The organism is Streptomyces sp. A 4/2 (genome assembly GCF_940670765.1).
Taxonomy (GTDB): Bacteria; Actinomycetota; Actinomycetes; order Streptomycetales; family Streptomycetaceae; genus Streptomyces.
Genome location: NZ_CALNVW010000008.1, coordinates 55425 through 78699, shown reverse-complemented (window position 1 = coordinate 78699; position 23275 = coordinate 55425). Strand labels below are relative to the sequence as shown.

Sequence of the window (23275 nt, the reverse complement as noted above, 5' to 3'; positions counted from 1 at the left end):
TTATGCGCAGCCACATCAAGCCGATCGCCGCCGTCGCCGGAGCCCTGGTGCTCGCCGGCTCCCTGTCCGCCTGCGGTGGTTCCTCCGCCGCGTCCGACGCCAAGGTCGTCACCGTCTACAGCGCCGACGGCCTCAAGGGCGAGAACAACGACGGCTGGTACGACCAGGTCTTCAAGGACTTCGAGAAGCAGACCGGCATCAAGGTCAAGTACGTCGAGGGCGGCTCGGGCGAGGTCGTGCAGCGCGCGGTCCGCGAGAAGTCCAACACCCAGGCCGACGTGCTCGTCACGCTCCCGCCGTTCATCCAGCAGGCCGACTCCAAGGGGCTGCTGCAGAAGTACGCGCCCAAGGGCTCCGACCAGGTCTCCGGCGCCGACAAGGCCGCCGACGGCACCTGGACCTCGGTCGTCAACAACTTCTTCGGCTTCGTCTACAACAAGAAGGAGCTGAAGACGGCCCCCGCCACCTGGGACGAACTGCTCGACGGGAAGTACAAGAACAAGCTCCAGTACTCCACTCCGGGCGTCGCGGGCGACGGCACCGCCGTCGTCATCAAGGCCATGCACGACTTCGGCTCCAAGGAAGCGGCGATGGCCTACCTGGGCAAGCTCCAGGCCAACAACGTCGGCCCGTCCGCCTCCACCGGCAAGCTCGCGCCGAAGGTCGACAAGGGCGAGATCCTGGCCGCCAACGGCGATGTCCAGATGAACTACGCCCAGTCCAAGACCATGCCGAACCTCGGCATCTGGTTCCCCGCGAAGGCCGGCGGCAAGCCCACCACCTTCGCCCTGCCGTACGCGGCCGGTCTGGTCAGCAAGGCCCCGCACTCCGCCAACGGCAAGAAGCTGCTCGACTTCATGCTCGCCGAGCAGGCCCAGAAGCAGGTCAGCGAGATCGGCGGCGGCTTCTCCGCCCGTCAGGACGTCAAGGCGACCGACGCCAACGCGACCGCGCTCAGCGCTCTGATGAAGGGCGTCGAGGTCTTCGCGCCGGACTGGGACGACGTCTCCAAGAACCTGACGTCGTACGTCAGCGACTGGAAGTCGGCCACGCACAGCTGAACTCCGGGGGAGACCGACAGCTGAGCGCAGGGGAAGAGTGCCGACCGGGCGCCGGGGGAAGAGCGCCGACCGGGCGCCGGGGGAAGAGCCCCGACCGGGCGCCGGTGAGAACCGCAACTGGGCGTTCGGAAGAACTTCACCGCACAAGCCTGGCGATCAGCGATCTGTTGCGAAAAGATAACGGGTCTAGTCCCTCGCTCAACGCCCCTGCTGCGGCAGGGGCGTTGAGCTGCCCCGTCCCTCACCGGAGGTTTACGTGTCCTCGCAGCTGTCACGCCGCTCCCTCCTCGTCGGCGCCGCCGCCATCGCCGTCGCCGCGGGTCCCCTCGCCACGGTCGCGCAGGCGAGAGCCCGGACACCGAAGGTCCTGGTCATAGGCCTGGACGGCACCCTGCTCAGCAAGATCAAGGTCGCCGACGCACCGCACCTCGGCGCCCTGATGGCCGCCGGTCTCACCGCCGCCAGCCCGCTGTACGCCAACCCGTTCGCCCCCACGCTCTCCGGCCCCGGCTGGTCGACGATCATCACGGGTGTCTGGCCGGACAAGCACCACGTGATGGACAACAACTTCACCGGCCAGAACTTCGCCCAGTACCCGGACTTCATGACCCGGATCGAGACGGTGAAGCCCACGCTGAACACGTACGCCATCGCCTCCTGGAACCCGATCACCACCACCGTCTTCTCCTCGAAGGTGGACACCCGGGTCAACACCCCCAGCGCCGAGTACGACACCGGGACCACCTCCCGCCTCGTCACCCAGCTCGCCACCGGTGACTCCGACGCGCTCTTCGTCCAGCTCGACGGCGTGGACGAGGCGGGCCACGAGCACGGCGCCGCCAGCCAGCAGTACCTCGACGCGATCCACGCCGTGGACGACTCCGTCGGACAGTTCGTCGCAGCGGTCAAGTCCCGTAAGAGCTACGGCTCCGAGGACTGGCTGATCATGGTCACCGCCGACCACGGCCACACCGACCCCGGCGGCCACGGCGGCTCCAGCTGGCAGGAACGGCAGACCTTCCTGATCGCCGACGGGCCCGGGATCAGCGCCGGTTCGGTCCGCTACGACATCAGGATGCCGGACGTCGCGGCCTCCGCGCTCGCCCACCTCGGCATCGCCGTCGACCCGGCCTGGGACCTCGACGGCCGCCCCCTCCAGCAGCCCGGCGACGACGCCTTCGACGCGCTGCGCCCCCAACTCCAGGGCCCGGTCGACGAGACCGGCATCGGCGCCGGTGTCATCGGCTTCACCCACACCCCGCCGCCCGGCTGGTCCATCGACAACAGCGCGATGGGCACCGGCGGCGTCACCGAATGGCGCGGCTGGTCCTTCACCACCGACGAGTTCTGGACCGCCGCCGAGCGCGACCAGCAGCGCGAGTCCAACGTGCGGGCCCGGGGCGTCTTCGCGGTCGCCGACGGGGACGAGTGGTCCGACAAGACCTTCACGGGCACCTTCGACTCGACCCTGATCAGCCCGGCCTTCCGGGTCACGGGCGGGCGCACGGCGACCCTCACGTACACGACGTACTACCGCCAGGAGGCCCCGCAGCAGGGCGAGGTGCTGGTCAGCTACGGCGGCGGGACCCCGGTGAGCGTGAAGACGTACACCACCGACACCTCGTCCCGCACCGAGACCCTCACGCTCCAGGTGCCGCGCGGCGTCTCCACCGCGCAGGTGCGGTTCCGCTACACGGGCGGCAACAACTGGTTCTGGACCGTCGACGGGGTCAAGATCACCACCTAGTCCGAGACCGCACGGCGACCGCACGGCCCGGGATCGCCGATGGTCCGGTGGCTGCCCGCCGCGTGCCCCTCCGCGCAGGCGGGCAGCTGCCGCGCCGTATCAAGGAGCGGTCTCCTTCCCCACTCTGGCGACGGAGCCGGTGTGAAGGAATGAATAAGATGGTGATCCCGGAGCCTCCGCCCCGTCGGCGGCACCGGGTGATCGCCCCGCCGAGTCGCCAGTCGCCAGGAGTCCGAACTCATGACAGAGCGCAAGCCCATCGAATCGTGGCTCACCGACATGGACGGCGTGCTGATGCACGAGGGCGTCCCCGTTCCGGGAGCCGACGCCTTCATCGAGCGTCTTCGGGAGGCCGGCCGCCCCTTCCTGGTGCTGACCAACAACTCGATCTACACGGCCCGGGACCTGCACGTCCGGCTGAAGCGCATCGGTCTCGAAGTCCCCGTCGAGAACATCTGGACCTCCGCCCTGGCGACCGCCAAGTTCCTGGACAACCAGCACCCCGGCGGTACCGCCTACGTCATCGGTGAGGCCGGGCTGACCACGGCGCTGCACGAAGCCGGTTACGTCCTCACGGACTCCGACCCCGACTTCGTGATCCTGGGCGAGACCCGGACCTACTCGTTCGAGGCGTTGACGAAGGCGATCCGCCTGATCAACAACGGGGCGCGGTTCATCGCCACCAACCCCGACAACACCGGCCCGTCGCCCGAGGGCGCGCTGCCCGCCACCGGGTCCGTCGCCGCGCTCATCACCAAGGCCACCGGCAAGGACCCGTACTTCGTCGGCAAGCCGAACCCGCTGATGATGCGGACCGGACTCAACGCCATCGGCGCCCACTCCGAGACCTCCGCCATGATCGGTGACCGGATGGACACGGACGTACTCGCGGGACTGGAGGCCGGGATGGAGACCTTCCTGGTGCTCACCGGCCTGACCGCGAAGGGCGACATCGACCGCTACCCGTACCGGCCGACCACCGTCGTTAACTCGATTGCCGACCTGGTCGACCGGATCTGACCCGGTCACCGGCCCGTACGGAACGCCGCGCGCGCAGCCGTACGGGCCACCGGCCGGACCCCCGGTCGCACGCCCGTACGGATCGCCCGGGATGCGGGGCGGGCCCGGAGACGTGAACCTTCGAACAGGAGGTTCACCATGCGTTTGATATCCATCACTCTCTGTGCCGCCACGGCGGCTGCGGCTGCCCTGCTGCCCGCGACCGCCATCGCCGCACCGGGCGAGGGGTCCTCAGGAACGGTCACGGTCAGCCCTTCCGTCATCGCTCCCGGCGAGGAGGTGGACCTCAGAGTGCGGTGCGGCAGCGGCAAGCCCTTCGGCACCTCGGACGCCTTCGACTCACGGGCCGAATTCGCACCCGCCGCCGACAAAGGCGCCATGTACGCCGAGGCGAGGATCCGCGCCGACGCCGAGTCCAGGGACTACACCGTCCAGGTCAAATGCAAGGGCAGCGTCGTCACCGGCCGGATCACCGTCGTACGGCAGAACCAGGACGGCCACCGGCCCATGCCCATCACCACGCCCACCGCGCCCGTGCACGCGGGTGGCGGTGCGACCGCCACGGTCGCCGCCCAGGAGGACGCCCCCGGAACGCGGCACACCCTCGTCGGCCTGGTGCTCGCCGGGATCGCCGCCGTAGCGGTGGCCGGCCGTAGCGTCCGCCGTCGGCGCAACAACGCCTGATCATGGCGTCCGGGAGCTCTTCGCCGGGGGCGGGCCGGTTCCTGACCGGTGTGGCCTGGGCCGTGCTGCTGCTCGGGCTCTGGCTCTGGGGCCGTCAGATCACCAACGGACCGGAGCTCAGCTCGGGGCCGAAGACCGGTGACGTCGCCGCGGTCGGCCGCCCGCTGGGTGTCCGGCTGCCCCCCGCCCACGATCCCCTCAAGGGCGCGGAGCCGCGGCGGGTGGAGATTCCCTCGGTGGGCATCGCCGCCCCGATCGTCCCCCGGGGGCTCGACGGTCACGGGGCCGTCGATCCGCCGTCGTTCGCCACCCCGAACACCGTCGGCTGGTTCGACGGCGGTACCCGCCCGGGTGCCGTCGGTGCCGCTCTGCTGGTCGGCCACGTCGACACCGACACCCGGAAGGCCGTCTTCTACAGCCTGAGCGCGGTCCGCCCGGGGGAGAAGGTCCGCGTGACGGCCACCGACGGCTCGATCACCGAGTACACCGTCGACGACGTCCAGGTCTTCCAGCGCAGCCACTTCGACGCGAAGAAGGCGTACGGGCCGCGCGAGCACGGCCGCGCCGAGCTGAGGCTGATCACCTGCGGCGGCTCGTTCGACCGTACGGCGCAGGCGTACACCGCGAATGTGGTCGTCTCCGCCTACCTCACGGGCGTGCCCAAGGGGTGAGCCGAGGGCTGGACATCGCACATGTGGAGAGGCGCCCGGCAGACTGCCGGGCGCCTCTCCACATGCGCGGGTGGCTGCCCCGGGGAGTGGTCACGCATGGTGTCCGTCCGTGTGCTCACCGGCGTGGTGCGTGCCGTCGGTGCCGGATGGCTGAACGTCCGGACGCGAACCGTGACGCGAACCGTGAGGGGGAGGAAGCCGTAGGCCCGGAAGGCGCGCGGGCGGCGCCAACTGCCTTGCATCCGGGCGGTGTTGCGGTGGATCACGTTCAGGGAATCGGCCCCCGGGCCGCCTCCCGTACGACCGAAGCCCCGCACCGTGAGGTGCGGGGCTTCGGTATCGCGTGCGCCGCCAGGGACTCGAACCCCGGACCCGCTGATTAAGAGTCAGCTGCTCTAACCAACTGAGCTAGCGGCGCCTGCTGACCTGGAGAACTTTACCGGACCCGGAGAGGTGCTCAGAACCTCACGACGGGTCATATGTTCGTTTTCTCCCCATTTCAACCGTCAAAATGCGATGTGCCCGGACAGTTGAGAAGGTGACGACTGTGCAGATGCGGCAGCAGATCTTCCTGAACGCGGAGGGGACACGTATGACGGTTCCGGTCTTCGAGGAGTACGAACCTGCGAGCGACTGCGGATGTACGGGATGCGCCGCCCGGCGCCGCCCGGCCCTCCGCACCCTGTCCCGCAGGGACGGCGGACACCCCGCGGCACACGGTGTGCGCCGGGCACTCGTCCTCGCCACCGCCGCCGGAGTGGTACTCGGCACAGGGGCGGCGACAGCGGCGGCCGAGGATCCGGGAGGCGGGCCCCAGGGGGTACCCACCGCACCGGCCAGGGCGCTGAAGCTGCCCGCCACCACCAGGGCGGCGATCATCGACCGCGCGGAGAAGTGGGTGTCGTCGGCAGTCCCGTACGACATGAACAAGAACTGGTCGGACGGGTACCGGCAGGACTGCTCGGGCTATGTCTCGATGGCCTGGGGGCTGGACGGCAGCGAGTGGACGGGAAGCATCGCGGAGTACGGGGTGCGGATAGACCCCAGTGAGCTGCAGCCCGGTGACATCCTGCTCTTCCACAACCCGGCGAATCCCACCAAGGGCTCGCACGTCACCATCTTCGGCGGCTGGACGAACAGCGCGCACACCTCGTACCTGGCGTACGAGGAGACCCCGCCGCACGCACGCGCCCAGCCCACCCCGTACGCGTACTGGACCAACTCCAGCCACTTCGTCCCCTACCGCTACAAGGGGCTGACGGCCGGTGCCGGTGGCCCGGCCTCCGCTGCCACCGGCTATCCCGGCGCGAAGTCCTTCGGCAAGGGGGCGAAGAGCGCGCACGTCACCCGGCTCGGCCGGATGCTCGTCGCACACGGCGGGAGCCGGTTCTACCGGACGGGCCCCGACCCGAGCTGGGGCGAGGCCGACCGGCAGGCGACCCGGGCCTTCCAGCGTGCGCAGGGCTGGAGCGGCGCCGAGGCGGACGGGGTGCCGGGGCCCGCCACCTGGAACCTGCTGGTGAAGGGCGGCGGCAGGAACATCCCGGGCGCACCGACCGGCGGCAGCCCTTCGGCCGTTCCGTCGGGCGCGACCACCACGTCGGGTGCGACCGGCACGTCCGGTGCGACCACCACGTCCGGCGCGACCGGCGCGACCGGCGCGACCGGCACCGGCTATCCGGGAGCGCGGTACTTCAGGCCGGGGCAGAGCAACGCGCAGGTGCAGCAGCTCGGAGAGCAGCTGGTGAAGAAGGGCTTCGGCACGTACTACACCTCGGGCCCCGGGCCGCAGTGGACCGAGGCCGACCGGCGCAACGTCGAAGCGTTCCAGCGGGCCCAGGGATGGACCGGCAGTACGGCCGACGGATACCCCGGCCCCGAGACATGGAGGCGACTGTTCGGATGACCGAGACCACAGCGGTGCCCGGGGCGGCGACCGGCTCCCCGGCGGACCCGGCGGAGGATCAAGTGCCGCTGAACCAGGCGCAGATGACTCAGGAGTCGGCGGCTGGGGCGGAGCAGCTGTCGATGCGCAGGACGGCCGTCATCATGAACGAGTCGACGATCGAGATCCCGGTCCATCTGCTGTTCCGCGACGACGACCTCCCCGAGAGGGGCGAGAGGTACGAGCAGGACGGGAGAGGTGCGGGAGACGAGGGAGGCGAGAGGGAACCGGGGGACGTGCCGGCGACCGGCGTGCCCAGGCGTGCGGCGCAGGGTGCGACGGCGAGCCGGGCGGCCGGGAAGCCGTGGGCGCCCCGTACGGAGGTACGCGGCGAGGCCCCGGCCAGGCCCGCGCCGCCCGTCGACCCTCATCTCTCGGAGCGGGACGGGCCCGCGCTGCCGGGCTCGGTCGCGCTGCTCGGCGGGGCCGTCGCGCTCGCCCTGATCGTGGTGCTGCTGTGGCGGTCCGGAGCGGTCCCCGAGCCGTTGACCGCCCTGCTGCCGGGGGACCCGGTTCCGTACGACGGAATGGGCCCCGCCACGGGCGCGGTCCTGTTCCTGCTCGCGGCGCTGGTGCTGCTGGCCCTCGGCGGGCTCGGGCGCGGACGGGTCGGGCAGGCCCAGGTGCTCTCGCTCTTCGGTGCCTACCGGGGGAGCGTGCGGCGGACCGGGCTGATGTGGACCAGCCCGCTGCTGCTGCGGCGGCCGGTCGACGTACGGCTGCGGCACTGGCGCAGCGAGCCGATGCCGGTGGTGGACGCGGACGGCACCGCGCTGCGGGCCGTCGTGCTCGTGGTGTGGCAGGTCGAGGACACGGCGCGGGCCACGTACGCCGTCCAGGATCACGAGGCGTATCTGTGCGAACTGGTGGAGGCGGCGACGGTACAGGTGCTCTCGCAGCTGCCCGCCGACGCGTTCCACCAGGACGCGCCGACGCTGCGTGATGCGGAGGCGGTCGGTGACGCGCTGACCGGGGTGCTGAGGGCGGAGACGGCGGCGGTCGGCATCGAGGTGTTCTCGGCCCGGCCGACCAGGATCGACTACGCGCCCGAGGTGGCCGGTGCGATGCGGCTGCGCCGGATCGAGGCGATCGACGCACGGCACCGCGACGGCGTACTGACCGCGGTGGTCGACGCCGTGGACGACACGGTGACGCGGCTGACCACCCGCGGGCTCGTCGATCTGGACGCGTACGAGCGCAACGCACTCGTCAAGGATCTGACGGTCGCCTTCTACGCGGGGCGCGGCGGCGCCTCCTGACGCGAAGGTGCTTCCTGGCGTGAAGGTGCTTCCTGGCGTGAAGGTGCTTCCTGGCGTGAAGGTGCCGTCCGACGTGAAGGTGCTGTCCGACGTGAAGGTGCTGTCCGACGTGAAGGGGGTCCGATGTGAGCACCCGAATTGGTGCAGACCTGTGATTGATATGGACACGGCGAACTGTCATCCATACTCTGGGCCTTGGTCTAGACCGCAGCCCGGCACATCGAACTCCCCCACGTCTTACAGGAGTGCAGCATGCGCAAGAAACTAGGTGCGGCCGTGGTCGGCCTTGCGGTCGCGGGTGTCTCCCTGCTCGCCACCGGCAGCGCCAGCAGCCACGGATACACCGACCAGCCCATCAGCCGGCAGAAGCTCTGCGCCAACGGCACGGTCACCAACTGCGGTGCCATCCAGTACGAACCGCAGAGCGTCGAGGGCCCCAAGGGCTTCCCCGGTGCCGGGCCCGCCGACGGCAAGATCTGTTCCGGCCAGCACGACACCTTCGGTGAGCTGGACGGCGCGAAGGCCCCGAACGGGAACGCGTGGCCCACCACACAGCTGACGGGCGGTCAGGGGTACACCTTCCGCTGGCAGTTCACCGCCCGGCACGCCACGACCGACTTCGAGTACTTCATCACCAAGAACGGCTGGGACGACTCGAAGCCGCTGACCAGGGCGGACCTCGACCCGCAGCCCTTCATGACGGTCCCGTACGGCAACCGGCAGCCGCCCGGCACCGTCGAGCAGCAGGGCACGATCCCCACCCAGAAGACCGGGCACCACGTGATTCTGGCCGTGTGGAACATCGCGGACACGGGCAACGCGTTCTACGCGTGCTCGGACGTCAACTTCTGACCGGCCGCCGCTGACCGGGCCGTCCCGGGGCGTTCAGTTCTGACGGCTGGTCAGTTAATCTGCGGCGCCATGAGGAGCGCAGGTACCTTCGCGGAGCTCGTGCGGCAGCAATGGGGCGACCACCGGCCCGGGTTGAGAGCCCATGACCTCGTCCTGAGCCATCACCAGGTCGCCTCGGGAGCCGCCGCGCGGGCCGCGCTCCTCGTGGACCTGCTCCCCGCCGGAGCAGAGCCGCACGTGGGGGTGCTGCTCCACAACACCCCCGAGTTCCCCCTGTGGTTGAGCGCGGCGGCCCTCGCGGGGGCCGCCGTGGCCGGGATCAACCCGACCCGGCGCGGCGCCGAACTGGCCCGCGACATCGTGCACACCGACTGCCGGGTACTGGTCACCTCCCGGGAGCTGCTGCCGCTGCTCGACGGCCTGGCGCTGCCGGGCGTACGGATCCTGGTCACCGACACGGACGCCTACCGGGAGCTGCTCGCCCCGTACGCCGACGCCGTCCCCGGCGAGGCGACCGTGGCCCCCGTCTCACGGTCCAGCCGGATGCTCCTCTACTTCACGTCCGGTTCCACCGGCGCGCCCAAGGCCGCGATCTGCACCCAGGGCCGGCTCGCCGCCGCCGGTACCTCGCTGGTCTCCCATTTCGGGATCACCGAGGACGACGTGCACTACATCTGCATGCCGATGTTCCACGGCAACGCGGTGATCGCCAACTGGGCACCCGCGCTGGCGGGCCGTGCGTCCGTCGCCCTGCGCCCCCGGTTCTCCGCGTCCGGCTTCCTGGACGACGTACGGGCGTACGGCGCCACGTACTTCACCTACGTCGGCCGCGCCGTGCAGTACCTGCTGGCCACCCCCGAGCACCCCGACGACCGCGCGCACCGGCTGCGGACCGGTTTCGGCACGGAGGCGGGGGCGGTGGACGCCGCGCGCTTCGCCGAGCGGTTCGGCGTGCGGCTGGTGGAGGGGTACGGGTCGTCGGAGGGCGGCGCGGCCGTCCAGCGGACCGCCGACACCCCGCCGGGAGCGATCGGCAGGGCGGCGCCCGGCGACGATCTGGCGGTGGTCGACCCCGAGACGTACGAGGAGAAACCCCGGGCGGCCTTCGATCGGGGCGGCCGGCTCACCAACGGGACCGCCGCGATAGGAGAGCTGGTCAACCGCGGCCCGAACCCCTTCGAGGGCTACTGGCGCAACGAGACGGCGGAAGCGGACCGCAGGCGCGGCGGCTGGTACTGGACCGGTGACCTCTTCTTCCGCGACGCCGAGGGCTTCCTCTACTTCGCGGGCCGCACGGACGACCGGCTGCGCGTCGACAGCGAGAACCTGGCCGCCGCGATGATCGAGAACATCCTCGCGCGGTGGCAGGACGCGGCGGCCGTCGCCGTCTACGCGGTACCCGATCCGGTCGCGGGCGACCAGGTCATGGCGGCACTCGCCCTGCGTGCGGGCGTCACCTTCGACCCGGCGGCCTTCGCCCGTTTCCTCGGCGAACAGCCGGACCTGGGGACGAAGATGGCGCCGCGGTTCGTCCGGGTCGTACCGGCGATGCCGGTGACGGCGACGAACAAGGTGCACCGGGTGGGGCTGCGCAGGGAGGGTTTCCGCTGCGCGGATCCGGTGTGGCAGCGGGCGGACGGGGAGTACCGGGCGCTCACCGGGGACGACGTGGCGAAGCTGCTGGCGGAGTACGCAACGCGGGGAGTGGAGCCCGGCGGGCCGGCCTGAGTGTGCCGCGGACACGAAGAAGCCCCCCGCTTCCGCGAGGGGCTTCTTCCGTCTGTGCGCCGCCAGGGACTCGAACCCCGGACCCGCTGATTAAGAGTCAGCTGCTCTAACCAACTGAGCTAGCGGCGCTTGCCGACTCAGAAATAGTAGCTGGTCCGGAGGGGTGCTCCAAACCAGGCCGAGATCACCGGACGGAGACCGCCCGGCTACCGGCCGAGGTCACCGGGCGGAGACCGCCCGGCACAGGGCGCGCAGCATCAGATCGCCAGCGAGAGCACCACCGGCGCCGCCTGCCGGTTCAGTGAGTCCGCCGCGGCACGCAGCCGATGGGCATGTTCGATCGGGAGCGAGAGCGCCAGACAGCCGACCGCGGCGCCCGCCGTCAGCGGCACCGCCGCGCAGACCGTGCCCACCGCGTACTCCTGGATGTCGAGCACCGGGACCGTCGCCGGCTGGGAGTCCAGCTTGGAGAAGAGCACCCGCTCGTTCGTGATCGTCTTCGACGTGAGCCGGGCGATCTTGTGGCGGGAGATGTGGTCGCGTCTGCCGTTCTGGTCGAGCTGGGTCAGCAGACACTTGCCCGCCGCGCTCGCGTGGGCCGAGGAACGGAAGTCCACCCACTCCTGGACCGCCGGTGTCAGCGGGCCGTCGGCGATCTGGGTGATCTTCATCTCGCCGTCGATGTACCGGCTGATGTAGACCGCGGCGCCGACCGAGTCCCGCAGCCGGGCCAGGGTGTCCTGGAGCTTGGCCTCCAGGGCCGACTTGCGGGTGGCACCGGAGCCGAGCAGGACGAGCGAGTCGCCGATGACGTAGGCGCCGTCACTGATCTGCTCGACGTATCCCTCGCGGCGCAGCATCAGCAGCAGCGCGGACAGATGGAAGGTGGGGAGACCGGTTTCACGCGCGATCTCGGTGTCGGTCACGCCGCCTCCGTATCTGGAGACGGTCTCCAGCACGCGGAGTGCGTACTGCACCGAATGGAACGGCGCAGTCGGCTCGGGCTTCAGCGCCACGGTTCCCCCTACAGGTTGTGACCGTTTGCTCGCGTACCACGATAGCGGTCAAGAGACCGTTGTGGGGCGGCTGTTGATGACTTGGTGGCGCGCACCGGTGCTCTGTACTGGGGCGCGCCACCGTGGCATATGCCAGAGTCACAATTCGAACGTGGAGTATCAGGTCAGAGCACTGCGCTCAGGAACTCGCGCGTACGTTCGTGCTCGGGATCGCTGAAGATTTTTTCCGGAGAACCGGACTCGATCACCTTCCCGGAATCGAACATCAGGACATCGTCCGAGATGTCCCGGGCGAAGTTCATCTCGTGCGTGACGCACAGCATGGTGATGTCGGTCGTCCGCGCGATGTCCCGCAGCACGTCGAGCACACCGGCCACCAGCTCCGGGTCGAGCGCCGACGTCACCTCGTCGAGCAGCAGCACCTTCGGGCGCATCGCCAGGGCGCGGGCGATGGCCACGCGCTGCTGCTGGCCGCCGGAGAGCTGGTTCGGCCTGGCGTCGGCGCGGTCACCGAGTCCGACCAGGTCGAGCAGGCCCTTGGCGCGTTCGGCGGCCTCGTCCTTGGACATCCCGAGGACCCGGACCGGGGCCTCGGTGATGTTCCGCAGCACCGACATGTTGGGGAAGAGGTTGAACTGCTGGAACACCATGCCGATGTTCTTGCGCACCTCACGCAGCTGCTTCTCGCCCTCCGAGGGGAAGAGCCGGTCACCGCTGACGGTGATCTCCCCTTCGTCCGGCTTGAGCAGGGTCATCAGGAGTCTGAGGATCGTCGTCTTACCGGAACCGGAAGGTCCTATCAGCGTGACGTGCTTGCCCGGCCGGACCGAGAAGCAGAGATCGTCGAGCACGGTGTTCCCGCCGAACCGCTTGGTGACGTTCGTGAAGCGGATCAGCTCGGACGTGGCGCCTCCGGCCGCGGACTCGGCGCCGGGGGCCTCGGTTCGGGGGATCTCGGGGGTGGCGGGGATCTCGGGGGTCGCGGGGTTCGCGTCAGCGGACAAGACGGCGCTCCAGGGCTCGTACAAGAAGAGATGCCGGATAGGCGATGACGATGAAGGCGACGCCGACGACGGTCAGCGCCTCGTTGTACTGGAAGGTCATGCCGCCCTCCATACGGGCCTGGCCCAGCAGATCCAGCACGCTGATCGCGACCACGAGAGGGGTGTCCTTCAGCATCGCGATGACGTAGTTGCCGAGGGCGGGAAGCACCCGGCGGATCGCCTGCGGCAGGATCACCGCGGTCCAGGTACGGGTCAGCGGCAGGGACAGCGCGGTGGCCGCCTCCCACTGCCCGACCGGCACCGCGTCGATGCCGGCCCGGTAGACCTGGGCGGTGTACGTCGAGTAGTGCACCCCGATCGCGACCGTGCCGGTGGTCAGGGCGGAGAACTGGATGCCCCAGTCGGGCAGCACGAAGAACAGGAAGAAGAGCTGCACCAGCAGGGGGGTGTTGCGGATGAACTCGGTGACGAAGTTCACCGGCCACCGCACGAAGCGCGTCTTCACCCGGTAGCCCAGCGCCCACACCAGACCCAGCGCGAAGGAGAGCACCGAACCGAGGACGAGGATCTGGAGGGTGGTGAGCAGCCCGTCCCAGAAGCGCGGCATGAAGTGCCCGACGGCGGACCAGTCCCAGCTGTTCATCGGGCACCTCCGGTGGTCTGGAGGCCGAGATTGGCCCGGGTCTTGCGTTCGAGCGCCCGCATCCCACGGGTGAGCACGAAGGCGATGACGAAGTAGATGGCCAGGACGACCGAGTAGATCTGCGAGCTCTCCTGGGTGGCGAGCCGCACCAGATAGGCGGCGAACGACACGTCGCCGACGCCGAGCAGCGAGACCAGCGCGGTGCCCTTGAGCAGCTCGATCAGCAGATTCGAGAAGGGCGGCATCATCTCGGGTATCGCCTGCGGCAGCAGGATCAGCCGCATCCGCTGCCAGGGGGTGAAGTTGAGCGCGACGCCCGCCTCACGCTGCGCGGGTGCCACCGCGTTCAGCGCGCCGCGGACGATCTCGGCCCCGTACGCACCGTACGAGAGCCCGAGCGCCAGCACGGCCGCCCACATGGGTACCAGTGCCCAGCCGACCAGGTTGGGCAGGACGAAGAAGATCCAGAACATCAGGACCAGGGACGACGTTCCGCGGAAGATCTCGGTGTAGAAACCGGCCAGGAACCGCACCACGCGTGAGCGGTGGGCCCTGGCCATGCCTATCCCGAACGCGACGACCACGGCGAGGGCGGCGCTGTACACGGTGAGCTGGATGGTGATCCAGATGCCCGGGAGCACCCAGTGCTGCCAGAGTCCCGATGTCATGCGCACAGCTCCTTGGCCGTCAGCGTGGTCATCTCCGCCTGGGTGAACCCGAACGGCCGGAGCACCCGGAAGAGTTCACCGCTCTTCTTCATCTTGTGGATCTCGACGTTGAAGGCGTCACGGAGCGCGGTGTCCGTGGGGCGGAAGGTGAACCCGCCGCCGTCGATCTTCTTCTTGCCGTCGACGGTGGCCGCGAAGGCGGGGGTCGCCTCGGCCTTCCGGCTCTTCTTCACCACTTCACGGACGGTCAGGGAGGTCCCCGCGAAGACGTCCACCCGGCCGGACTCGACCGCGTTCAGCCCCGCGACCTGGTCCTGGAGGATCTGGATGTCCTTCTCCTTGTACCCGGCGGCGACGGCGTAGGCGATCTCGGCGTACGCGGTACCGGTGGCGAACTTCGCCTTGGCCCGCACGCAGTCCTCGTAGTTGTGCAGGTTCTTCGGGTTGCCCTTGCGGACGATGAAGGCATCCAGCATCTGGTACTCGGGATCGGCGAAGATGACCTGCTGGCAGCGTTCCTTGTTGATGTACATCCCGGCCGAAACGCAGTCGAACTGCTGGGAGTTGAGGCCGGGGATCAACGAGGCGAAGTCGGTCGCCACGGGCTGCACGTGGTCGACACCGAGCCGTTTGAAGATGATCTTCGCGAGTTCCACCGCTTCGCCGGTGAAGTCGCCCTGCTCGTCGATGTAGCCGTACGGCACCTCACCCGCGATGCCGAGCCGGACGGTGCCCTGCGACTTGAGGCGGGCGAGCGTGTCGCCCGTCGGCACCCGGCTGCACCCGGCTGCTCCGAGCGCCCCCGCGGCGCCCAGGCCTGCCGCGCCGAGCAGCAGCGAACGGCGTCGTACGGGTGGTGTCGAAGGTGTGGAACGTATGGACCGTATGGAGTGTCTTGGTGTGCTTTCTGAGTCGTTCCCTGGTGGTGGAGCCATGGGCGCGCGGCTACCCGACTCCGCGCGAGGTATGCAGATCATTTTCAGCCCATCGTGCGGCGAGTTGGTCCGAGGCCCCACCATTTGCCGGTCGGCCTCGACCGCGTGGGCCTCCGGGGGGAAACCATGGGGAGATGAGCGATCGATTCGTGGAACTGTCCCTCGACAAGCGCGGCGTGAGCTGCACCGCGCGGCTCCTCGACGACAAGGCCCCGGTGACCTGCGCGGCGGTGTGGGACGCGTTGCCGCTCGGCGGGGACGTCTACCACGCCAAGTACGCCCGGAACGAGATCTACGCCCTGCTGCCCGGCTTCGCGCCGCAGGAGCCGCCGCTGGAGAACCCGACGGTCACCCCCGTCCCGGGCGACCTCTGCTACTTCACCTTCTCCGAGACGGTGCTGGGCACGGATGCGTACGGATACGAGACGGCGGCCGACCACCGCGGACGGACGACGGTGGTCGACCTCGCGCTCTTCTACGAGCGGAACAACCTGCTGATCAACGGGGACACCGGCTGGGTCCCGGGGATCGTGTGGGGCACGGTGGTCGAGGGCCTCGACCGGATGGCGGCGGCCTGTCAGGACCTCTGGCGGTCGGGCGCCCTGGGCGAGACACTCAGCTTCCGCCGGACCGGCTGATCGGTTTCCGCCGGACCAGCTGATCGGTTTCCGCCGGCCGGGCTGACCGGACGGTTACGCAGCCGGGCCACGCCGGCCGGGCTGACCGGACGGGTTACGCAGCCGGGCCACGCGGGCCGGGCTGAGCGACCGGGCTACGCGGGCGGGCCGAGCGGAGCCCGGCCGGTGACCGAGGGCACCCTCGCGGCCACCCCCGCCCCGTACATCGCATGCGCGGCCCGCAGCACCAGCGCGTCCGCGTGCCGCGCCCCCACCAGCTGCACCCCGACCGGCAGGCCCGCTCCGTCCACCCCGCACGGCAGCGTGGCCGCGGGCTGCTGCGTCAGGTTGAAGGGATACGTGAACGGCGTCCACCCCGTCCAGCGCCGGTGCCCCGAACCGTGTGGCGCCTCCACCCCCGCCTCGAACGCGGTGATCGGCAGGGTCGGGGTGACCAGCAGGTCGTACCGCTGGTGGAAGAGGCCCATGCGCCGGCCCAGCTCCATCCGTACGTCCACCGCGGCCAGATAGTCCAGCGCCGAGTACCGCTCGCCCTCCGCGACGATCTCCCGCAGCCCGGGATCGAGCAGCGCGCGCTGCTCCCGGCCCAGGTGCTGCGCCACCCGCGCGGCCCCGCTGAACCACAGCGTCTGGAAGGCCGCGACCGGATCCGTGAAGTCCGGATCCGTCTCCTCGATGTACGCGCCGAGTTCCGCGAGCCGCCCCACCGCCGCACGGACCGCCGCCGCGACCGCCGGCTCGACGGCGACCTGGCCGCCCAGGGTCGGCGAGTAGGCGATCCGCAGCCCCTTCACCCCGCCGTCCAGTCCGTCCCGCACACTGCCCGCGGGCGGGGCCAGCTGCGACCAGTCGCGCGGGTCGGGACCGCTGATCACGTCCAGCATCAGCGCCGCGTCGGCCGCGTCGCGCGCCAGCGGGCCGACATGGGCGAGCGTCCCGAAGGCGCTGGCCGGATAGAGCGGGACCCGCCCGTACGTCGGCTTCAGCCCGAAGACCCCGCAGAACGACGCCGGTACGCGGATGGACCCCCCGCCGTCCGTCCCCAGCGCCAGTGGCCCGGCGCCCAGCGCCACCGCCGCCGCGGCGCCGCCGCTGGAGCCGCCGGAGGTACGGGCGCTGTCGTACGGGTTACGGGTCACCCCGTGCAGCGGCGAGTCGGTGACGGCCTTCCAACCGAACTCGGGCGTCGCGGTCTTGCCGACGAAGACCGCACCGTGTTCCCGCAGCCGCGCCACCGACGGCGCGTCCTCGGACCACCTGCCCTGCGGCCGTACGGTCCTCGATCCCCGCAGCGTCGGCTCCCCGTGCAGCAGCAGGATGTCCTTGACCGTGACCGGCACCCCGTCGAGCAGGCCCTGCGGCTCACCCGCGCTCCACCGGGCCGCCGACGCCCGCGCCTGCGCCAGGGCCGGGCCGGCGTCGACCCGGACGAAGGCGTTCACTCCTGGCTGCACCACCTCGATCCGGTCCAGGACGGCACGGGCCGCGTCGACCGGGGTGAAGGCGCCCTTCCGGTATCCGGCAACGAGTTGACGGGCAGACAGATCGCAGAGCTCAGTCATGTGTGTGGACGTACCCACGTTTCTTGTCCACCACGTTCGGCAGCGGCCTTCCGTTCGCCCACATGTCGTAGAGCTCCAGGAACTGCTCGCCGAGAGCGTCGCGCCAGCCGATGGTGTCGCCGCTCATGTGCGGAGAGATCAGCAGGTCGGGGACGTCCCAGAGGCGGTTCCCCGCGTTCAGCGGCTCCTCGGCGAACACATCGAGCGCGGCGCCCGCCAGCCAGCGCTTCCTGAGCGCCTCGACGAGATCGTCCTCGACCACGAGTGCCCCGCGCCCGACGTTGATGAAGTGCGCGGACGGCTGCATCGTGCCGAAGGCGTGGGCGTCGAACATGCCACGGGTGGTCCCGGTGAGCGGGGCCGCGCAGATCACCCAGTCGGCGCGCGGCAGCAGCCGGTCCAGCTCCTCGGGCCCGTGCACCGGGCGGCGCGCGGTGCGCCCGACCAGGGCCACCTTCACCCCGAGCGCCGACAGCGTGGCGGCGATGGCCCGGCCGATGGGGCCCGAGCCGACGACGACCGCCCGGCTGCCGGCCAGCCGCCTGGTCTCGCGGTGCTGCCAGCGGCGCTGGCGCTGGAGCTCCAGGGTGCCGGGGAGGTCCTTGGCGAAGGCGAGGACGAGACCCGCGACGTACTCCGCGATCGGCTGGTCGAAGATGCCGCGGGCATTGGTCACCACGGTGTCCGACGCGACCAGCTCGGGGCAGAGCAGATGGTCCACACCGGCGCTGGCCGTGTGCACCCAGCCGGGCCGCGGGCCCTCGCCGGGCCAGGCCCGGCGCACCGCGTCGGAGTGGAAGTCCCAGACCAGCAGGACGTCCGCGTAAGGGAGTTGACCGCCCAGGGTCTCTGCGCCGGCGTGCACGACATGCGCCCGGCCGGTCAGCTTTCCGAGGCGCGGAGGCGGGTCGGCGTCCAGTACGAGAAGGGTGGGGACTGAGGCTTCGGACATGGGCGCGGTCCTTCGGCTGAGAGCGGCCGTGTTTCCTTCACGTAAGCACATCGCGACGTCAGGGATGCGTTGATTGACCGGGATCGCCCCATGAACCTACCGTCGACATCAGAAGCAACACGGCCTCGCCCACGCACCACCTGGGGTCAGCAATGGACATCTCCTTTATCGGCGGACCACAGCCGCAACGCGGTGTGGGTGTCGTCGCCCCCTTCGACTTCGCGCTCGACCGGGAACTGTGGCGGTGGGTGCCGGACGATGTCTCGCTCCACCTCACGCGTACCCCCTTCGTCCCCGTCGAAGTCTCGCTCGACCTCGCCCGGCTGGTCAGCGAGCACGAAACGCTGGGTGAGGCGGTCCGGGCGCTGAGCGCGGTGGCGCCGCAGGTCGTCGTGTACGCCTGCGCGAGCGGCAGTTTCGTCGGCGGACTGGCGGGTGAGCGGGCCATGTGCTCGGCCATGACCGTCGCCGGTGACATCCCGGCGATCACCACGTCCGGCGCGCTCCTGGAGGCCGTCCGGGAGATCGGCGTCCAGCGGATCGCCCTGGTCACGCCCTACACTGAATCTGTGACGTCCGCGCTGGAGGAATACCTCGGCGAAGCCGGGACAGAGGTCACCGGACGGGCTTTCCTCGGTCTCACGAGCCGTATCTGGAAAGTCCCGTACCGCGATGTGGTGGACATGGCCCGGCAGGCGGTGGTCGGCGCGGCCGATGCGCTTTTCATCAGCTGCACCAACCTCCCGACGTACGACGTGATCCCGCAGCTCGAAGCCGAGTTGCGGATGCCGGTGCTCTCGGCGAACCAGGTCACGATGTGGGCGGCGCTGCGGCACATAGGCGCCTTCGCGATCGGCCCGTACCAGCGGCTGCTGATCGACTCGACGCCCGCACCCGCACCCGCGCCGCTTCCCGAGCCCGCCACCGCACTGGCAGAAGATCCGCCCGAAGAACAGGGAGGCTGGACATGACAACGGTCGGGTTCCTTTACCCGGGGCATTCCGCGGAGGACGACTACGAGCGCTTCGAGCTGCTCGTGACCGAGGACGTCAGGCTGCACCTTGTCCACACGGACATCGGTGAGGACGCCCACCGGGTGGACGCGCTGATCGAGATGGGCTCCGCCGCGCGGCTCGCCGCGGGGGTGGAGGAGCTGCGGCTCTCCGGGGCCGAGTCGGTGGTCTGGGCCTGTACCAGCGGCAGCTTCGTCTACGGCTGGGAAGGCGCCCGGGAGCAGGTCAGGAACCTGGCCAAGGCCGCCGGGATGCCCGCGTCCAGTACATCGTTCGCCTTCACCAACGCGATCCAGTACCTGGGCGCCGAGAAGGTCGCGGTCGCCGCGACGTACCCGGAGGACGTGACCGGCTACTTCACCGCCTTCCTCAAGGCGGCGGGCGTGGAAGTGGTCGCGAGCCGGGGCCGCGGGATCGTCACGGCGGAGGAGGTCGGCGCCTGGGGCCGCGACGAGGTGCTGGAACTGGCGCTGGCGGGCGACCACCCGTCGGCGGACGTCGTCCTGCTGCCGGACACGGCGCTGCACACCGCGGCGTACCTGCGCGAACTGGAGCAGGTCCTCGGGAAGCCGGTGCTCACGGCGAACCAGGTATCGGTGTGGGAAGGACTGCGGCTGACCGAGCGCCGAGTCTGGAGCGATCAGCTGGGCAAGCTGTTCGCCCGGCGCGCCTAGTTCTCCAGAGGCTTTCCCGAGAGCCTTCCCGACGGTGGGTCCGGCCCCGGGGGAATAACCGGAGAGCGTCCCCGTGTTTCCGCCAGCTGTACAGGCCGACAACCAGAAAGGCTCCAGCGCGGTGGACCCGATTCAAGGCAAGGCGGCCGGAACCGCCCCCGTCCCTCTGTCCGTACTGGACCTGGTGACCGTGGGCGAGGGCCGCACCGCGACCCAGGCCATCCGCACCGGCGTGGACATCGCCCGGCTCGCCGAGCGCCGCGGCTTCCACCGCTACTGGGTGGCCGAGCACCACTCCATGCCGGGGGTCGCCTCCTCCTCACCGGCCGTGCTGCTCGCGCACCTCGCCGCGCACACCGACCGCATCCGGCTCGGCTCCGGCGGGGTCATGCTGCCGAACCACGCCCCGCTGGTGATCGCCGAGCAGTTCGGCACGCTCGAAGCGATGGCTCCGGGCCGGGTCGACCTCGGGCTCGGGCGGGCACCCGGCACCGACGGCGCCACCGCAGCCGCGCTCCGCCGGTCCGAACGCCTCCACGAGGGTGCCGACGAATTCCCGCAGCAGCTGGCCGAGTTGACCCGGTTCCTGGACGACGACTTCCCGGACGGCCACCCGTACGCGCGCATCCACGCCGTACCGGGCCCGGTCCAGGGGCCCGTCGGCCGCCCGCCGATCTGGCTGCTCGGCTCGTCCGGCTTCAGTGCCCGGCTGGCCGGGACGCTCGGGCTGCCGTTCGCCTTCGCGCACCACTTCTCGGCGCAGAACACCATCCCGGCCCTGGACCTCTACCGCGAGTCGTTCCGGCCCTCGGCGGTGCTCGACGCCCCGTACGCCCTGATCGGCGTCGCCGCACTGGCGGCCGACGACGAGAAGGAGGCCCACCGGCAGATCCTCTCCGGAGCCCTCTCGATGGTCCGGCTGCGCACCGGCCGCCCGGGGCTCGTGCCGACGCCGGACGAGGCGGCGGCGTACTCGTTCTCCCCCATGGAGCGCGAGTTCGTCGACGGCTGGCTGCACAACATCATCAGCGGCACGGCGGACGAGGTCCGCTCCGGTCTCGACGACCTCCAGAAGCGCACGGGCGCCGACGAGTTGATGATCACGGCCAACGCACACGGCGGCGACGCGCGGCTGCGTTCGTACGAGCTGATCGCCGACGCCTACGGGCTGCCCGGGTAAACCCCTGCTGTCTACGGGCTGCCCGGGTAAACCCTGACGCCTACGGGCTGCCGGGTAATCCGTACCCGCATCGCCCGCCGGCCGGCCGACCACGGACCGTCGCCCCGGCCGGCGGGCCGTCAGCCCCGCTGCGGTACGCCTTCGAGCATCGCCCCGATGTGCTCCGGCGCCACCGCCCGCGAGTACAGATAGCCCTGCCCGGTGTCGCACCCGATCCGGCGCAGCCGTGTCGCCTGGCCCACCGTCTCCACGCATTCCGCGGTGACCGTGAGCCCCAGCCGGTGCGCGAGCTGGACCAGGGCCTCGACGATCATCTCGTCGGCCGGGTTCGGGTGGGTGCCCTGGTCGTAGCGGAACCCGCGGACGAAGGACCCGTCCAGCTTCAGTGCCGACACCGGCAGCCGGCTCAGATACGCCAGGTTCGAGTAGCCGGTGCCGAAGTCGTCGATCGCGATCTGCACACCCATGTCGCTGAGGTCCTGGAGCGCCTGCAACGGGCGGCCCGCCGACCCCATCACCGCCGACTCGGTGAGCTCCAGCTGGAGCAGCTCCGGCGCGAGGCCCGTCTCGGCGAGCACCCCGGCGACATCGGCGACCAGGTCGGAGTCCCACACCTGCCGCACGGCGACATTGACGCTCACGAACAGCGGGGGCGCGCCCGGGTGGTCGAGCTGCCACTGTCTGGCCTGCCGGCAGGCCGTACGCAGCACCCACCCGCCGAGCTGGACGATCGAGCCGTCCTCCTCCGCCAGCCCGATGAACCGGTTGGGCGTCAGCCGCCCGAACTGCGGATGGTCCCAGCGGACCAGCGCCTCCACGCCCTTGAGCGCGCCGTCCGCCAGATCCACCAGCGGCTGGTACTCCAGCACGAACTCGCCGCCCTCGACAGCGGGCCGCAGTTTCGACGAGAGCGCCTGGCGGGTCATCCGGTGCGCGTTGCGCTCCGGGTCGAACAGTGTCCAGCGGGCCTTGCCGTCCGCCTTCGCCCAGTACAGCGTGGTGTCGGCGTCCTGCATCAGCCCGGTGGCGCTGGTGCCCGCCGCCGGCCGCTCCACCACTCCGATCGACGCGGACACCGAGAGCCGCTGACCGCCCAGGTCGAACGGCTCCTGGAGCGCCGCCAGCACCGACCCCGCGAGGTCGGCGAGGTGTTCCGTACCGGAGGAGTCCTCGACGAGCAGGGCGAACTCGTCACCGCCGAGCCGGGCCACCAGATGGCCGCCGCTGCGCCCGTAGCCGGGCTGGTCGGCGCAGTGCGTCAGCCGGGAGGCGACGACGGCGAGCAGCCGGTCGCCGAAGCGGTGGCCGAGGGTGTCGTTGACCGCCTTGAAACCGTCCAGGTCCAGATAGCAGAGCCCGATCCGGGCGGTGCTCCCGTGCCCGTACGCGGAGAGGTCGAGCGCCGCGGACAGCCGTTCGAAGAACAGCGCCCGGTTGGGCAGCCGGGTCACCGGGTCGTGCATCTGGAGGTGGCGCAGTTTCGCCTGGAGTTCGCGCCGGTCGCTGACGTCGGCGACCGAGAGCAGCACCTGGGAGCTGTCGGGGACCGGCGCGACGCTGACCTCGGCCCAGAGCGAGTGACCGTCGGCGTGCTTGAGCCTGCGGGTGCAGCGGAAGCTGGAGCGGCGGCCCCGGAGCACTTCGCGGTACGCGTGCCAGGTCCGGGCGTCCGTGGCCAGGTCCACCAGGTCGGCCGCGGTCTGCCGGTTCAGCCCTGCGGGCTCGGCGCCGAGCAGTCCGCCGAGGGCGTCGTTGGCGGTGACGACCAGGCCTTCGCTGTCGACGACGGCCATGCCGAGCCGGGCGGTGTTGAAGGCGGCGCGGTAGTCGCTCAGTTCGGCTGCGGTCCGGCCGACGGCCTGACGCTCTGTGACCGGCGGCCGGACGGAGGCGGGCACCGGACCCGGCCCTTCAGGGGTTCCGCTCACGGCTGGCTCCCGCAGTGCAGTCGTCTTGAACAGGTGAGGTCTGGGTCGTCGGCCGGACGGTGGAGAAACGCCGGAGGCGTGGTCCGCAGGGGAAA

At 70.5% G+C, this 23275-nt stretch carries 21 protein-coding genes and 2 tRNA genes; 13 read left to right on the top strand and 10 right to left on the bottom strand.

Annotated elements, in window-relative coordinates; all coding sequences use genetic code 11:
- Nucleotides 1–2 precede the first annotated feature (2 nt).
- The 5 genes from NBY69_RS05575 (at nt 3) to NBY69_RS05555 (ending at nt 5183) form a co-directional block, all read left to right on the top strand.
- Entirely contained in the window at nt 3–1061 is a 1059-nt protein-coding gene (locus tag NBY69_RS05575) for a 2-aminoethylphosphonate ABC transporter substrate-binding protein (RefSeq protein WP_250298613.1), read from the top strand.
- A gap of 256 nt (nt 1062–1317) precedes the next feature.
- The gene (locus tag NBY69_RS05570; RefSeq protein WP_250298612.1) at nt 1318–2808 is read left to right on the top strand and encodes an alkaline phosphatase family protein; all 1491 of its coding nucleotides are present in this window, start codon (nt 1318–1320) and stop codon (nt 2806–2808) included.
- 240 nt (nt 2809–3048) lie between these two features.
- Nucleotides 3049–3828 (top strand): HAD-IIA family hydrolase, encoded by a 780-nt coding sequence (locus NBY69_RS05565; RefSeq protein ID WP_250298611.1) that lies wholly within the window; start codon nt 3049–3051, stop codon nt 3826–3828.
- A 138-nt stretch (nt 3829–3966) separates the two neighbouring features.
- Nucleotides 3967–4512, top strand: coding sequence for a hypothetical protein (locus NBY69_RS05560; protein ID WP_250298610.1), 546 nt, complete (start codon nt 3967–3969; stop codon nt 4510–4512).
- A 2-nt stretch (nt 4513–4514) separates the two neighbouring features.
- Complete coding sequence (locus NBY69_RS05555; RefSeq protein ID WP_250298609.1) at nt 4515–5183, top strand: class F sortase; 669 nt, start codon at nt 4515–4517, stop codon at nt 5181–5183.
- A gap of 344 nt (nt 5184–5527) precedes the next feature.
- Here NBY69_RS05555 and NBY69_RS05550 read toward each other — a convergent pair.
- Nucleotides 5528–5601 (bottom strand) — tRNA-Lys (locus NBY69_RS05550).
- A 174-nt stretch (nt 5602–5775) separates the two neighbouring features.
- On the opposite strand from NBY69_RS05550, the gene NBY69_RS05545 reads away from it, so the two are divergent.
- The 4 genes from NBY69_RS05545 to NBY69_RS05530 all read left to right on the top strand — a co-directional run bounded on the left by NBY69_RS05545 (nt 5776) and on the right by NBY69_RS05530 (nt 10967).
- Nucleotides 5776–7089, top strand: a complete 1314-nt coding sequence (locus tag NBY69_RS05545) for a peptidoglycan-binding protein (RefSeq protein WP_250298662.1) — start codon at nt 5776–5778, stop codon at nt 7087–7089.
- The gene (locus tag NBY69_RS05540; RefSeq protein WP_308409467.1) at nt 7086–8387 is read left to right on the top strand and encodes an SPFH domain-containing protein; all 1302 of its coding nucleotides are present in this window, start codon (nt 7086–7088) and stop codon (nt 8385–8387) included. The genes NBY69_RS05545 and NBY69_RS05540 overlap by 4 nt, the downstream gene beginning before the upstream one ends.
- Nucleotides 8388–8639: 252 nt before the next feature.
- Nucleotides 8640–9239, top strand: coding sequence for a lytic polysaccharide monooxygenase (locus NBY69_RS05535; protein ID WP_250298608.1), 600 nt, complete (start codon nt 8640–8642; stop codon nt 9237–9239).
- A 69-nt stretch (nt 9240–9308) separates the two neighbouring features.
- Nucleotides 9309–10967, top strand: a complete 1659-nt coding sequence (locus NBY69_RS05530; RefSeq protein ID WP_250298607.1) for an AMP-binding protein — start codon at nt 9309–9311, stop codon at nt 10965–10967.
- Between the two features lie 55 nt (nt 10968–11022).
- Here NBY69_RS05530 and NBY69_RS05525 read toward each other — a convergent pair.
- From NBY69_RS05525 to ehuB, 6 genes are all read right to left on the bottom strand, one after another.
- A tRNA-Lys gene (locus NBY69_RS05525) sits at nt 11023–11096 on the bottom strand.
- Between the two features lie 128 nt (nt 11097–11224).
- Nucleotides 11225–11983 (bottom strand): IclR family transcriptional regulator, encoded by a 759-nt coding sequence (locus tag NBY69_RS05520; protein WP_250298606.1) that lies wholly within the window; start codon nt 11981–11983, stop codon nt 11225–11227.
- A 164-nt stretch (nt 11984–12147) separates the two neighbouring features.
- On the bottom strand, nt 12148–12936 hold the full coding sequence (ehuA, locus tag NBY69_RS05515; protein ID WP_250298661.1) for an ectoine/hydroxyectoine ABC transporter ATP-binding protein EhuA: 789 nt from the start codon (nt 12934–12936) through the stop codon (nt 12148–12150).
- Between the two features lie 40 nt (nt 12937–12976).
- The gene (gene ehuD / locus NBY69_RS05510) at nt 12977–13630 is read right to left on the bottom strand and encodes an ectoine/hydroxyectoine ABC transporter permease subunit EhuD (protein ID WP_250298605.1); all 654 of its coding nucleotides are present in this window, start codon (nt 13628–13630) and stop codon (nt 12977–12979) included.
- Nucleotides 13627–14298, bottom strand: coding sequence for an ectoine/hydroxyectoine ABC transporter permease subunit EhuC (gene ehuC, locus NBY69_RS05505; RefSeq protein WP_250298604.1), 672 nt, complete (start codon nt 14296–14298; stop codon nt 13627–13629). The genes ehuD and ehuC overlap by 4 nt, the downstream gene beginning before the upstream one ends.
- Nucleotides 14295–15233: an ectoine/hydroxyectoine ABC transporter substrate-binding protein EhuB gene (gene ehuB / locus NBY69_RS05500; protein ID WP_250298603.1), complete on the bottom strand. Its 939-nt coding sequence runs from the start codon at nt 15231–15233 to the stop codon at nt 14295–14297. Before ehuB ends, ehuC begins: the two co-directional genes overlap by 4 nt.
- A gap of 134 nt (nt 15234–15367) precedes the next feature.
- Between ehuB and NBY69_RS05495 the strand changes: the two genes are divergently transcribed.
- Nucleotides 15368–15871, top strand: a complete 504-nt coding sequence (locus NBY69_RS05495) for a DUF3830 family protein (protein WP_250298602.1) — start codon at nt 15368–15370, stop codon at nt 15869–15871.
- A 134-nt stretch (nt 15872–16005) separates the two neighbouring features.
- On the opposite strand, the gene NBY69_RS05490 is transcribed toward NBY69_RS05495, so the two are convergent.
- Nucleotides 16006–17433: an amidase gene (locus NBY69_RS05490; RefSeq protein WP_250298601.1), complete on the bottom strand. Its 1428-nt coding sequence runs from the start codon at nt 17431–17433 to the stop codon at nt 16006–16008.
- Nucleotides 17426–18385 carry a D-2-hydroxyacid dehydrogenase gene (locus NBY69_RS05485; protein ID WP_250298600.1) on the bottom strand — a complete coding sequence of 320 codons (960 nt, stop codon included), beginning with the start codon at nt 18383–18385 and terminating at the stop codon, nt 17426–17428. The genes NBY69_RS05490 and NBY69_RS05485 overlap by 8 nt, the downstream gene beginning before the upstream one ends.
- Nucleotides 18386–18537: 152 nt before the next feature.
- Between NBY69_RS05485 and NBY69_RS05480 the strand changes: the two genes are divergently transcribed.
- The 3 genes from NBY69_RS05480 (at nt 18538) to NBY69_RS05470 (ending at nt 21252) form a co-directional block, all read left to right on the top strand.
- Nucleotides 18538–19356: a decarboxylase gene (locus NBY69_RS05480; protein WP_250298599.1), complete on the top strand. Its 819-nt coding sequence runs from the start codon at nt 18538–18540 to the stop codon at nt 19354–19356.
- Nucleotides 19353–20072: a decarboxylase gene (locus NBY69_RS05475; RefSeq protein WP_250298598.1), complete on the top strand. Its 720-nt coding sequence runs from the start codon at nt 19353–19355 to the stop codon at nt 20070–20072. The genes NBY69_RS05480 and NBY69_RS05475 overlap by 4 nt, the downstream gene beginning before the upstream one ends.
- Before the next feature lie 121 nt (nt 20073–20193).
- Nucleotides 20194–21252, top strand: a complete 1059-nt coding sequence (locus tag NBY69_RS05470) for an LLM class flavin-dependent oxidoreductase (protein ID WP_250298597.1) — start codon at nt 20194–20196, stop codon at nt 21250–21252.
- Between the two features lie 119 nt (nt 21253–21371).
- Here the strand turns inward: NBY69_RS05470 and NBY69_RS05465 are convergent, their stop codons facing one another.
- Nucleotides 21372–23180: an EAL domain-containing protein gene (locus NBY69_RS05465; RefSeq protein ID WP_250298596.1), complete on the bottom strand. Its 1809-nt coding sequence runs from the start codon at nt 23178–23180 to the stop codon at nt 21372–21374.
- Nucleotides 23181–23275: the final 95 nt, after the last annotated feature.